An 11,898-nucleotide genomic window follows, 5' to 3' on the forward strand; every position below is an offset into this window, starting at 1 on the left:
GTTAAAACGAGAGAATCAATAGCCTAGCAGTGTTTTAAAACCGTTAGGCATAAAAAAAGCACCACCTAAGTGATGCTTTTCAGGGATAAGGGTTCCCCGCATAGGGAAACCCTGACCACGACATAGCGAAGACGCTTAGCCCATGCGGTCGTAACCGTTATCCATAAACGGATAGTCGGTGTAGCCCTTCTCGTCGCCGCCATAGAACGTTTCATGGTTCGGCTCGGTAAGCGGTGCGTTCACACGGAAGCGCTCCGGTAAATCCGGGTTGGCGATGTAGGGGCGGCCAAAGGCCACGGCATCAGTAGTGTTTTCGCTAATGCGTGCTTCAGCGTGCTCGGCGTCGTAGTTGCCGCAGTAAATCAGGCTGCCGCTAAAGCGCTCACGCATCTGCTCGCGGAAACCCGCAGGGAAGGTGATGTCGCCACCCGCCCAGTTAGGCTCGTTCAGGTGCAGGTAAGCCAGGCCGCGCTTGGAGAGCTGCTCGGCCATGTAGAACGCCATCGCTTCCGGCTCATCGTCGGTCAAACCAAACAGCTCGATAAACGGCGTCATACGAATGCCGACACGCTCAGCGCCATACACTTCAATGACCGCGTCAACGACTTCCAGCGGGAAGCGGGCACGGTTTTCCAGCGAGCCGCCGTACTGGTCGGTACGCTGGTTGGTGCCGGTGGCCAAGAACTGGTTCAGCAGGTAAGCGTTGGCAGCGTGGACTTCGACCATATCGAAACCCGCACGCTTAGCGCGGATGGCCGCTTGGCGGTAGTCATCCACAATGCCGGGAATCTCATCGGTTTCCAGCGCACGCGGCGTGCTGGTGGGGTGCTGACCAGCGGTGCCGTCTTCAAACTCCACAAAGCACTGAGCGCCTTCACCGTTCAGCGCGCTGGGGGCTACCGGCTGCTGGCCGTTGGGCTGCACCATCTCATGGGAAACACGGCCCACGTGCCACAGCTGCAGGGCAATACGGCCACCCTTGGCGTGAACGGCGTTAACCACGCCTTTCCAGCCTGCTTCCTGCTCATCAGTCCAGATGCCTGGCGTGTACACATAGCCACGGGCAGTGGGAGAGATGTTAGTGGCTTCGCTGATGATCAGGCCCGCACCGGCGCGCTGGCCGTAATAAGCTTCCTGCATCTTGCCCGGCACGCTATCCGGCGTGCGCGAACGGGTCAGCGGCGCCATGATGACGCGGTTAGGAATATTCAGGCTACCTAGCGTGGTGGGGGTAAACAGCGTCTCGTACGCCATAGGGCAAAACTCCTTTGAAGCAGTGGTTATCATCGTGGCGAATAGAATAGACCAGTTTACTAGTAAGCGCCAACGACGATGCTATGCCCTAGTTAATGGGGACAGACGCGCAAAACAAAACCCCGCCGGGTAAATGAGGCGGGGTTAGGGGGTAAATAGCGTTCGTTTAGTGCCGCTGCCAAGGCCAGCGGCGCTTAACCGGCGTATCAATCTGCCCGATGGCGCTGGTGAGCGGCAGCATAATGGCGCTGAGCTGGCGGTGGCAAACGGAACTGCTGAGTACGCCGGGGCACTGTTTGAGCAGCAGGTCGCACTGTTGGGAGGCGATAAAGAGCTGCTCCACGACTGCAGGCGCGAACAGTGGCTTGGCCTGCTGGCAGCAGCGGGTCAGCTCTCGGGAAAGCATTGAGAGCATGCTGGTGTCTAGCCAGCAGGGCAGCGGGTCTTCTAGCCGTCCGGCAATCGAGTGCTGAACGGCTTCAAACGATGTGCGTAAAAACAGCAGAGTTTGACGAAGCTGGCGCTGTTCACTGGTCATGTGACGTCCCTTTACCTCAACGGCTCTTTATCTACCCAGGTGCTGGCTAAAAAAAGAGAGTGTTTCTCATTTGCATTTCTGGTGAAGATAGCCTCCCTCAATCGCGGTGTCAATCTCAGGCTATTGTCTCGAACTATTATCAAAGGCCATCATCACGGGCCTGATAAAGCTGCCAATCATTATTGGTGAGCGGCTTGGCACCCTGTTCGGTGACCACCACGGTATCGCTTAAGCCAACGCCCCACTGGCCGGGCACCCGCAGGCAGAGCGGTAAATGAAACACCATGTTGGCTTCAAAGGTGCGCGTTTGGCCTTTGGCAATGTAGCCCGTGCCTTCTACCCAACTCGGCGGAAACTGCGCGCCCACGGCGTAGCCAAACACCCCGGAGAAAAACAGCTGGTCGCGTTGAGGGGCCAGCAGGGCATCGGCGGCCTGAGCGGCGGCATCAAAGGAGTGGCCGGGGCGCATGGCTTCGCAGAGGGTTTCAAACATCGAGCGGCAGAGGTCTTGAGTGGCGGTGAGGGCGGCGTTCGGGGTGCCCGTCACAGCGGTGCGCATCATCGGTGCGGTGTAGCGTTGATAGGCTGCGCCGAACTCTAAAAACACCGGCTCGTTGGCCTGAATCACGCGGCGCTTATGGTTAACGTGAATCACCCCAATGCGGTGCCCGCTGGTCACGATAGGCTGCAGGCTCATAAACTCGCTGCCGTTTTCGAGCAGCGCTTTAGCGCCGATGGCGGCAATGTCGTTATCGGTCATGCCGGGCTGAATGGCGGCGAGCGCCGTCTCTAAGCCAGCGGCGGTGATGCGGGCGCTCTCTTTGAGCATCTCAAGCTCGGCGCTGCTTTTGACGATCTTGATGGCATCGAGCAGGTCGCCCGCTTCAAAAAAGCGCTCTTTACCCACCGCCTGAGACAGGGCGTTCATCACGCCCACCCTCAGCCCGCTGCTCCAGCCGTCGATGCCAATGCGCGGGCAGGGGGTTAACAGGTCGGCCAGTGGAGCGATGATTTCATCCAGGTTTTCCCACCGGTAGCCAATGATCTCGTCAACACGGGCGGTCACCACCGCAGCACCCGTTTCAATCGAGGCCACTTGGAGAACGAGCTTGTCTTGCGTGCAGACCAAGCAGGCATGCACCGATACCTCAAAGGTGTGGTAACCAGTGAGATAGTTAATATCAGCGGGGTCGGTGAGCAGCAGCGCATCTAGCTCGCGCTGGGCCATGGCGTGGCGCACCGTTTCTAGGCGCACTTGATACTCAGCGGGGGCAAAGGGTAGCTCGCTTTGGGCAAGCGAGGTGGCAAGGGCTTCGCGGTAGTGGTGGTAATCCATGGCGACCTCCAGCGTTAGGTAAGGTCAGTATAGGTCGCCCTCTAAAGCGTGCCGCGAATGCCCTCAACGGTTAACGAGTTAACAAATACACACCTTGCAGGAAGTAGAACACCCCAATGCCCGTGACGATCCAGCGGGTCCAGGTGCGGAAGTTGGCGTCGGTCAGGCGATGCAGAATCCGTGTGCCGGTTTGCGTGCCTAGCATGGCAAACGGGGCGGCCAGTAGCACAATGCTCCACTCACCCACGCTGAGCGCAAGGGCGGCACCCAAGTAGAAGAGAATTTTGATGGAGTGGGCGACCACTTGAATCATGGCCTTGGTAGCGACGACTTGGCGGCGGTCCATCTGCGAGCGCACAAAGAAGATATCGATCAGCGGGCCGGATACCCCAGCAGCAATCGTGAGGCCGCCCGAGGCGATGCCGCAGCAAAACGCGTGGCTGGCGCGATGGGCATCGAGCTGGAACCAGTGCTTGGGCGTCCAGACCAAGATGGGCAGCAGCCCGATCAATAAAGAAACAGTGGTCGCATTAGGCGTGTAGTTAAACAGCAGCAGAAGCCCAGCCGCGCTGAGCACGCCCAGCGCCATAAGCGCCACAATGCGCCACACGATAAAGCGCCGCGAAAGCCACGCCCGAGAGGCATTGGCCGTTAACTGAATCACCCCATGCACGGCCATGGCAGTACTGGCGGGAAACACCACCAGCAGGAACCACAGCAACACCAGCCCGCCCGCCATGCCAAACACGCCGGAGAGCATGGAGGTGAAAAACACCACGCCGACAAAGGCGAAGCCCATTAGCAGTGTCATGAAAGACGCCCTCAGCTACGGCAGAACGGCCACACCTGATAGAACCTGCGGCACTGGAACTCTGCCTGGCAGCTGTTGAGCTGGGCCTGGTAGCGGCTGGAAAGGCTCGCCACTTGGCGGCCTGCGTTGAGCACGTGGGGTTTGTTGCGATAAGTGCCCCGCTGATAGCCGCCTGCGCCCTCGTGATAGGCGTAATAGAGGTGCTCAGGATTGTTGAGCGAGACGCCCGTTTGCGCTTGCGTTCGGGCGTTATACCAGCCAATAAAATCGGTGGCGTGCTTCATGTGCGTGCGCCGGGCAAATAGGCTGCCCGCTTGGTCTTCGTACTCGCCCCATACCGGGTCTTGAGCTTGGGCGTAGCCTCTAGCGGACGAGGGGCGCGGGCCGGGAATAAAGCCAAGGTAGTATTTGCGGTCTGGGCGCACGTGGCTACGAAACGAGGATTCCCGCTGAATAAACGCCATTTGGGTCGCGATGGGCGTTCCCCACTTCTCTTCAGACTCTTGCGCGTAGTCGTACCAGCTGGGCTGTTCGCGGAAAATCTCGCAGATATTGGTCTGATCCTCCGGCGGGCTAGGCGCAAAGGTGGCGCATCCAGAGAGCAGCAGTAGGGCAGCGACGGCCAGCCAACCGCGTAGCTGGGCGGTGGAAGAGGAGGCAGCGGAAGAGAGCGCAGAAACCCAAAAGCTATCAACAGGGCGATGCATAGGACGGTCCTTGTGGATAAGTCGTGTTACTCACGTTTTGTATAGTGTACTGGCGTATAAAGCGCGTTGGGCGCTTAGCGCAGCAGTGGCTCCAGGCAGCGGCGCAGGCGCTGTGCCTCGCGCACCAACGTTTCACCAGAGAGCATGCCCACCCCCATCACCAAACCCACGCGTGGATCCGAGGAAGCACACACCGGGCTTAACGGCCGCACGATCAAGTGCTCTTTCAGCAACGATTGCGCGATGGCCACATCGTTAATGCCCGGCTCGAACTCCACGCACAGGCTGATGGCACTGCTGGGCGGTGACACCGAGCGCACCTGGGGCAGCGAGCGCAACTGGTCGTGCAGCACCTGCTGGCGGCCTAAGTAGTCCCGCTGAATGCGCCGACACCAGGCATCCAAATCACCATCAAAAATAAACTGGGCCAGCACGGCTTGGTCCAGCATACGGCCCTCGCGAAACAGCTCGCTGCGTAGGCGGTTCATGGGCCCTGCTAAATGGCGCGGCACCACCAAATAGCCCAGCCGCAGGCCGGGAAACATCATCTTAGAGAAAGAGCCTACCAGCAAATGGCGTTCAGAGTGGGCATCGAACAGCAGGTTGGGATGGTCGTCGCGGTTAAATTCATAGTCATCTTCCACCACGTAGGTGGGCGATAACGCCTCACACAGCCGCTGTTTATGCTCGGCGCTGGTCGGCACGCTGAGCGGATAGTGGTGCGAGCCGGTGAGGTAAGCCAGCGCCACGGGGCCGGGTGAGGCGGGCAAGGCATGGCCCGCCTCAGGCCGCCACGGCAGCATTTCGATGTTAAGCCCGGCGGCGGTAAACACGTTGCGCGCACCCCAGTAGCAGGGCGACTCCATAGCCACCGTATCGCCCACATCCGCCAGGGCAACGGCGCACAGCTCGATGCCGTTGTGGGTGCCATCGGTAATGATGATCTGCTCGGTATCGCAATGAATATCCCGCCAGCGGGCCAGAAAATCCCGAATCGCGCGCTTCAGCGGGCCGTAGCCGCCGGTGGAGTAGGAGAGCAGCAGCGCATTTTGCGGCACCGTCACGCTGGCGTAGAGCTGCCGCCATTTGCGCATGGGGAATTGGGCGATATCGGGAATGCCGGGCACGAAGGCCCCGCTCTGAATCATGCTGGCCCCAGGGCCTTGTAGCACCCGCTGGGCGCGCTGTGATAGCTGCACATTGGCGGGGGCATCAGGCGGTGGTGTTACCGGCTTGCAGGTCCAGGTGCCTTGGCCGTGGGCGGTTGTCAGCAGCTGCTCTTCCAACAGCGTGCCAATCGCCAGGGCCAGGGTTTGGCGCGCCACCTGAATGGCATCCGCCAACACCCGATGAGAAGGTAAACGCAGCCCGCTGGGCCACTGCTGAGTGATGGCTTGGCGCAGCGCCTGCTCAATGCGCACCTGCTTACTCAGCCGCTCCGGTTGGAGTGCATAAAGTTGCATAAATTGGTGCAAGACCTGCTGGCGATCCATATCAACGCCCCCTTTTCCGCGTGAAGCCCGCTGCCATCAGGCGTTTAGACGAAAGCATTATGTCAGCTATGCACTTACTTGGTGCGTTGAAAAAGTGGTCTAGTCGAACGCCAAAGTGGTGCATTCGCGTTCTGACCGCCGCCTGCTAGCGTGTAACTATTCCGTCACCGGAATCAGGATACTGCGCCTCAGAGCGCCTATGACAACATCCAATAACCTGCAGGACACTGTGCGATGACCACTCCCTCTTCTGAACAGGATAAGCTCGTCCGGGTACTGGCCCGCGGCGACGTATTAGCCCTCGCCTTCGGCGCAATGATTGGCTGGGGCTGGATTGTATTAACCGGCACCGCGATTCAATCCGCTGGCAGCGTAGGCGCTATTTTAGCGTTTATTATCGGCGGTTTAGCGATCATCATGGTGGGCCTGACCTACGCTGAGCTGGCCTCCGCCATGCCCAAAGTAGGCGGCGAGCATGTTTACAGCTACCGCGCCCTGGGCCACTTACCCTCTTTCTTATGCACCTGGGCGATTATTTTAGGCTACTTAAGCGTGGTGGCCTTTGAAGCCGTGGCGCTGCCCACCGTGATTGAGCACCTAGCGCCGAACTATGCGGTTGGCCACTTATGGACCATCGCGGGCTGGGAAGTCAAAGCGACGTGGGTTGCTGTCGGTGTTGGCGGCTCGCTCGCCATGATGATTATCAACTACTTCGGTGTGACTACCGCCGCGCTGATCCAAAAAGTCGTGACCGCCATGATTTTGCTGGTTGGCGTGCTGTTTGTCACGGGCGCGCTGTTTGAAGGCGAAACCATCAATATGATGCCGCTGTTCACCCAGGCCGATACCGGCGTGGTGGCGGGCATTGTCGCGGTGCTGGTCATGGTGCCGTTCCTGTTTGTGGGCTTTGACGTCATTCCCCAAGCCGCTGAAGAGATCAATCTGCCCTATAAAGCCATCGGCAAAGTGCTGATGATGTCGGTCATTTTGGCGGTGGTGTGGTACGCGCTGATCATTCTGGCCACCAGCCTTGCCCTGAACAGCACTGAACTGGCCGCGAGTTCTCTGAGCGTGCCGGATGCCATGGGCAGCCTGTTCAACGCCCCCTGGGCCAGCAACCTGATGGTTCTAGCCGGTATTGCGGGCATCATCACCAGCTGGAACGCCTTCTATATTGGCGGCTCGCGGGCCATTTACGCCCTGGCGAAAGCGGGCATGCTGCCTGCGCCGTTTGCCAAGCTGCACCCGCGCTATAAAACGCCCACTAACGCCATCTTCCTGATGGGCTTCCTCTCCTGTATCGCCCCGTTCTTCGGCCGCCCCGCGCTGGTGTGGATCGTCAACGCCGGTGGCCTAGGCATCGTGATTGCCTACCTGTTCGTGGCCATCTCCTTTGTGGTGCTGCGGGTTCGCGAGCCGGATATGCCGCGCCCGTTCCGCATTCGTCACGGCAAGCTGTGCGGCACCTTGGCGGTCGTCCTCTCTTTCGGTATGGCGTGCCTCTACCTGCCCGGTAGCCCGGCGGCCCTGAGTGGCGCTGAGTGGAGCATCTTCGCGGGCTGGTCGCTGCTGGGGGTGGGGCTTTACATCCACGCCCTGCGCACCTACGGCCGCGCCTACAGCGACCAACACATGATGGCTGACCTGTAAGCCGTTCCAACACTTTAAAGGAGCACGCTATGAGCTTTATCGAACAGTGGTTGCACGATGCCGTACCGGCCCTGGTGGGCGGGCAGTGGCGCAAAGGCCAGCAGACCTTTGCCGTCGATAACCCTGCCACCGGCGAGACCATTGCCCACGTGGCGGATTTAAGCGCTGACGACACCCGCGATGCCGTGGCCGCCGCTTATGAAGCCGGTGCCGCGTGGCGCGCCACTCCGGTGAAACAGCGCTCCGCGCTGCTGCGCCGCTGGTTTGAGCTGATCAATGAGCACGCCGACGACCTAGCCCGCCTGATGACCCTAGAGCAGGGCAAGCCGCTGGCGGAAGCCAAAGGCGAAGTAACCTACGGCGCATCGTTCATTGAGTTCTTCGCCGAAGAAGCCAAGCGTATGGCGGGGGAAACCCTGCCCAGCCACGGCGCGGATAAGCGCCTGCTGGTACTGCGCGAACCGGTGGGCGTGGTCGCCGCGATTACCCCGTGGAACTTCCCGCTGGCGATGATTACCCGCAAGTGCGCCCCGGCCCTGGCTGCGGGTTGCACCGTGGTCATCAAACCCGCCGAAGCCACCCCGCTCACCGCCCTGGCCGCCGCCTACCTGGCGCTGGAAGCGGGCCTGCCCGCCGGTACCATCAACGTGGTAACGGCCTCTAAACCCGCCGCCGTGGGCGAGGTGCTTACCACCGACCCTCGGGTGCGTAAGGTGTCGTTTACCGGTTCTACCCCGGTGGGCAAACATCTGCTCGCCCAGTGTGCCAGCACGGTGAAGAAAACCGCCATGGAGCTGGGCGGCAACGCGCCGTTCATCGTGTTTGACGACGCCGATGTGGACGCCGCCGTGAACGGAGCCATCGCCTCCAAGTTCCGCAACGCCGGGCAAACCTGCGTGTGCACCAACCGCTTCCTGGTGCAGGACGGCATTTACGATGCGTTCGTCGCTAAGCTCACCGAGCGAGTTAATGCGCTCAACGTGGGTGACGGCCTGGCCGACGGCAGCATCATCGGCCCGCTGATCAACCAAGCCGCCGTGGATAAAGTGCAACGCCACGTCGACGACGCGGTGAGCAAAGGCGCGCGCCTGCTGTGCGGCGGCCAGCCCCACGCGGCGGGTGATCGCTTCTTTACTCCCACGGTGCTGGCGGATGTGACCACTGAAATGGCCGTGGCCGATGAAGAGACCTTCGGCCCGGTCGCGCCGGTGTTCCGCTTCCAACGCGATGAAGAAGCCATCGCCATGGCCAACGACACCCCGTTTGGCTTGGCAGCCTACTTTTACGCCACGGATTACCGCCGCATCTGGCGCACTATGGAAGCGCTTGAATACGGCATGGTCGGCGTCAATGAAGGTTTGATCTCTACCGAGCTTGCGCCGTTTGGCGGCGTGAAAGAGTCCGGGTTGGGCCGTGAAGGTTCCCACCACGGCCTCGATGAATTTACTGAACTGAAATACGTCTGCGTTGGCGGTTTATAAAGAGAACGATGATGACTAACCAAGAATTGAACGACCTGAAAAACCGCTTCGTGGCCAACGGTGCCGCCACGCCGACCACCCAGTTTGCCGAGCGCGCTGAAAACGCCGAACTGTGGGACGCCGACGGCAAACGCTGGATCGACTTCGCGGGCGGCATTGGCGTGCTCAACCTGGGCCACCGCCACCCGAAAATCGTCGCAGCGGTCGAAGCGCAGCTCAAGAAAGTCATGCACACCAGCGCAGCGGTCATTTCCTACGCGCCCTACGTGCAGCTGTGCCAAAAGCTCTGCGAACTCACCCCGGTGCGCGGCCCGGAGCGTAAAGCGATGCTGGTGAACACCGGTGCTGAAGCGCTGGAAAACGCTGTGAAAATTGCCCGCGCCGCCACTGGCCGCACCGGCATCATCACCTTTGATGGTGCCTTCCACGGCCGCACCATGATGACCCTGGCGATGACCGGCAAGGTGCTGCCCTACAAGAACGACTTCGGCCCCATGCCGGGCGACGTGTTCCGCGCCCCGTTCCCCAACCCGCTGCACGGCATTAGTGAAGAAGCCTCGCTGAACGCCATTCGCACGCTGTTCAAAACCGATATCGCCCCGCACCGCACGGCGGCCATCGTGATTGAACCGGTACAGGGCGAGGGCGGCTTCTACATCGCCTCGCCGGATTACCTGAAAGAGCTGCGCGCCCTATGCGACGAGCACGGCATTCTGCTGATCGCCGATGAAGTGCAGTCCGGCTTTGCCCGTACCGGCAAACTGTTTGCGCTGGAACACAGCGGCATCGAAGCGGATATTCTGACCACCGCCAAGAGCCTCGCTAACGGCATGCCGCTCTCTGCCGTGGTTGGCACCGCCAAGGTAATGGATGCCTCCGGCCCCAACTCCCTAGGCGGCACCTACAGCGGCAACCCGCTTTCTTGCGCAGCGGCCCTGGCGGTGATCGAAACCATCGAAGAAGAGAACATCCTGGCCCGCAGCGAGCAGATGGGCAAAATGCTCGCCGAGCGTTTCGCCGTCTGGGAAGAGCGCTTCCCCGCCGTCGCCCACGGCCGCCAGCTAGGCGCTATGGCCGCGTTTGAACTGCTCAACGGTGAAGGCAAGCCCGACCCGCAGATGACCGGCGCGCTCTGCGCCAAAGCCCGCGAGAAAGGCCTGATCCTGCTTTCCTGTGGTTTCTACGGCAACAGCATCCGTATTCTGGTGCCGCTGACGGTGTCGTCCGCGGTGCTGGAGGAAGGGTTGAGTATTATTGAGGAGTCGTTGGAAGCGCTTAGCTAGTAGCCTTCTAAGCGGCACTAAGCCCGCCCATCGTCAGGTAGCGTAAGCTGTTGGCGATGGGTGGGTTTTCTTCATAGGAAGACTTGAATGTTTTTGCGATATCGGTGATTAGTAGCCACTGGCCCTTCAGTTTTTCTTAAACCTAGACAACCACTGAGTAGGGGTAAGACCGAAGGCCTTCTTAAAGTGGTTTGTCATATGGCTCTGGTCATTGAAACCAGCTGAAACCGAGGCGTACGACAACGAATAACCCTGGATCAAATAGTGTTTTACAAACGAAAGACGCCGCATGGTCAAGTAACGGTATGGGCTTGTTCCATATAATGCCCTGAAATCTCTTGATAAGCTCCACTTTTCACGGCCACTCACTAACGCTAAATCATCCAGTGTGATCTGAGAATCCAACGAATAGTGAATATATTCTCTAGCCTTTTCTGCAGCGTTATAGTCGTATGCCACCCTACCTCTTTTGTGACCGGCAACAGCAGAGAGTACGCTGGCTAGTTCGAAGACGATATCTTCCTCTTCAAACTGTTCATGAGCAGTTTGAAGGTCATTCATAAGAAATTCTGTGGCGGCATAAAGCCGAGGGTCTGTGCTAACGCCTCCCTTTATGTAGGGTAAGGTGCGGCCACCAAGCACCGCTTGAAGAGCACAGGGTTCAATATACATGATGCGGTAGTGGAAGCCGTCATCCGTACCAGCCTCACCGTCGTGGAGTTCATCAGGATGAATTACAATGGTATTGCCAGGTAAGCTAGTTCTTTTTTCACCTCGGTAATTGAAGCAATGAACCCCTGCCAGGGTTCTACCTACAGCATACGTATCGTGCCGGTGGGGCTCGAAGGCAACGCCAGAAAAAAAGGCTTCAAATCTTTCTATTTGTGTATTAAAAGAATTTAGCATAGGCGGTAAGTTGTCGGCTTCTGTCTGAATGCAGGGTTATCATGCATCGGAATATATGAATAAGTAAAGCTAGTTAGCCAGTTTTGAAAGTTCATACGGCCTGTCCTTGAAACGCTCTCGTATTGCGGGCTATTCAGCTCAATACGTAATATAGAGTAGTAGCGACGACAGTCGTTAGAATCAGTCCGCTTTTTAATATAACCGCCAATATGCATACTGCAATAAAAGAAAAAATAGATAGGTTAAGCCCGTTATCCATCTCTGGCATCACTATATAAGTGATGAAACAAATAAAAATAGAAGTAGGCAATACCTCTTCAATCAGGTGTTGGACCTTTGCACCGAAGTTAATCGTGAGCAAAGAGGGAATAACTCTTACCATGACGCTTGTAAGTAGAAGAGCCAAAATTACTAAAAAATTATCTGCCATACTTGTTCC

11 protein-coding genes are annotated in these 11,898 nt (G+C 58.6%); 3 read left to right on the forward strand and 8 right to left on the reverse strand.

Annotated elements, in window-relative coordinates; genetic code table 11:
- Positions 1-135 precede the first annotated feature (135 nt).
- The 6 genes from IEW65_RS12630 to IEW65_RS12655 all read right to left on the reverse strand — a co-directional run bounded on the left by IEW65_RS12630 (position 136) and on the right by IEW65_RS12655 (position 6,139).
- A complete protein-coding gene (locus IEW65_RS12630; protein ID WP_188639823.1) occupies positions 136-1,254 on the reverse strand; it encodes an alkene reductase in 1,119 nt (372 codons plus the stop codon).
- Between the two features lie 166 nt (positions 1,255-1,420).
- Positions 1,421-1,792, reverse strand: a complete 372-nt coding sequence (locus IEW65_RS12635; protein WP_074211427.1) for a hypothetical protein — start codon at positions 1,790-1,792, stop codon at positions 1,421-1,423.
- Between the two features lie 139 nt (positions 1,793-1,931).
- Positions 1,932-3,128, reverse strand: coding sequence for a M24 family metallopeptidase (locus IEW65_RS12640; protein WP_188639824.1), 1,197 nt, complete (start codon positions 3,126-3,128; stop codon positions 1,932-1,934).
- A gap of 70 nt (positions 3,129-3,198) precedes the next feature.
- Complete coding sequence (locus IEW65_RS12645) at positions 3,199-3,939, reverse strand: sulfite exporter TauE/SafE family protein (RefSeq protein ID WP_188639825.1); 741 nt, start codon at positions 3,937-3,939, stop codon at positions 3,199-3,201.
- Between the two features lie 11 nt (positions 3,940-3,950).
- Positions 3,951-4,646 carry a transglycosylase SLT domain-containing protein gene (locus IEW65_RS12650; RefSeq protein WP_229755558.1) on the reverse strand — a complete coding sequence of 232 codons (696 nt, stop codon included), beginning with the start codon at positions 4,644-4,646 and terminating at the stop codon, positions 3,951-3,953.
- Between the two features lie 74 nt (positions 4,647-4,720).
- On the reverse strand, positions 4,721-6,139 hold the full coding sequence (locus tag IEW65_RS12655) for an aminotransferase-like domain-containing protein (RefSeq protein ID WP_188639826.1): 1,419 nt from the start codon (positions 6,137-6,139) through the stop codon (positions 4,721-4,723).
- Positions 6,140-6,373: 234 nt separating this feature from the next.
- Here IEW65_RS12655 and IEW65_RS12660 point away from each other — a divergent pair, with 234 nt between their 5' ends.
- Genes IEW65_RS12660 through gabT form a run of 3 tightly spaced genes read left to right on the forward strand, consistent with a single transcriptional unit; the run spans position 6,374 to position 10,553 of the window.
- A complete protein-coding gene (locus IEW65_RS12660; RefSeq protein WP_188639827.1) occupies positions 6,374-7,789 on the forward strand; it encodes an APC family permease in 1,416 nt (471 codons plus the stop codon).
- A 29-nt stretch (positions 7,790-7,818) separates the two neighbouring features.
- Complete coding sequence (locus tag IEW65_RS12665; protein ID WP_188639828.1) at positions 7,819-9,270, forward strand: NAD-dependent succinate-semialdehyde dehydrogenase; 1,452 nt, start codon at positions 7,819-7,821, stop codon at positions 9,268-9,270.
- Between the two features lie 11 nt (positions 9,271-9,281).
- On the forward strand, positions 9,282-10,553 hold the full coding sequence (gene gabT / locus IEW65_RS12670; RefSeq protein ID WP_188639829.1) for a 4-aminobutyrate--2-oxoglutarate transaminase: 1,272 nt from the start codon (positions 9,282-9,284) through the stop codon (positions 10,551-10,553).
- Positions 10,554-10,679: 126 nt separating this feature from the next.
- Here the strand turns inward: gabT and IEW65_RS12675 are convergent, their stop codons facing one another.
- Positions 10,680-11,459, reverse strand: coding sequence for a helix-turn-helix domain-containing protein (locus IEW65_RS12675; protein ID WP_188639830.1), 780 nt, complete (start codon positions 11,457-11,459; stop codon positions 10,680-10,682).
- A 133-nt stretch (positions 11,460-11,592) separates the two neighbouring features.
- Positions 11,593-11,889: a hypothetical protein gene (locus IEW65_RS12680; RefSeq protein ID WP_188639831.1), complete on the reverse strand. Its 297-nt coding sequence runs from the start codon at positions 11,887-11,889 to the stop codon at positions 11,593-11,595.
- Positions 11,890-11,898: the final 9 nt, after the last annotated feature.

The organism is Vreelandella lutescens (genome assembly GCF_014640815.1).
GTDB classification, from domain to species: domain Bacteria; phylum Pseudomonadota; class Gammaproteobacteria; order Pseudomonadales; family Halomonadaceae; genus Vreelandella; species Vreelandella lutescens.

Coding starts and splice junctions, on each gene's coding strand:
- IEW65_RS12630 (WP_188639823.1), bottom strand. CDS start 1,254: ATGGCGTACGAGACGCTGTTTACCCCCACCACGCTAGGTAGCCTGAAT.
- IEW65_RS12635 (WP_074211427.1), bottom strand. CDS start 1,792: ATGACCAGTGAACAGCGCCAGCTTCGTCAAACTCTGCTGTTTTTACGC.
- IEW65_RS12640 (WP_188639824.1), bottom strand. CDS start 3,128: ATGGATTACCACCACTACCGCGAAGCCCTTGCCACCTCGCTTGCCCAA.
- IEW65_RS12645 (WP_188639825.1), bottom strand. CDS start 3,939: ATGACACTGCTAATGGGCTTCGCCTTTGTCGGCGTGGTGTTTTTCACC.
- IEW65_RS12650 (WP_229755558.1), bottom strand. CDS start 4,646: ATGCATCGCCCTGTTGATAGCTTTTGGGTTTCTGCGCTCTCTTCCGCT.
- IEW65_RS12655 (WP_188639826.1), bottom strand. CDS start 6,139: ATGGATCGCCAGCAGGTCTTGCACCAATTTATGCAACTTTATGCACTC.
- IEW65_RS12660 (WP_188639827.1), top strand. CDS start 6,374: ATGACCACTCCCTCTTCTGAACAGGATAAGCTCGTCCGGGTACTGGCC.
- IEW65_RS12665 (WP_188639828.1), top strand. CDS start 7,819: ATGAGCTTTATCGAACAGTGGTTGCACGATGCCGTACCGGCCCTGGTG.
- gabT (WP_188639829.1), top strand. CDS start 9,282: ATGACTAACCAAGAATTGAACGACCTGAAAAACCGCTTCGTGGCCAAC.
- IEW65_RS12675 (WP_188639830.1), bottom strand. CDS start 11,459: ATGCTAAATTCTTTTAATACACAAATAGAAAGATTTGAAGCCTTTTTT.
- IEW65_RS12680 (WP_188639831.1), bottom strand. CDS start 11,889: ATGGCAGATAATTTTTTAGTAATTTTGGCTCTTCTACTTACAAGCGTC.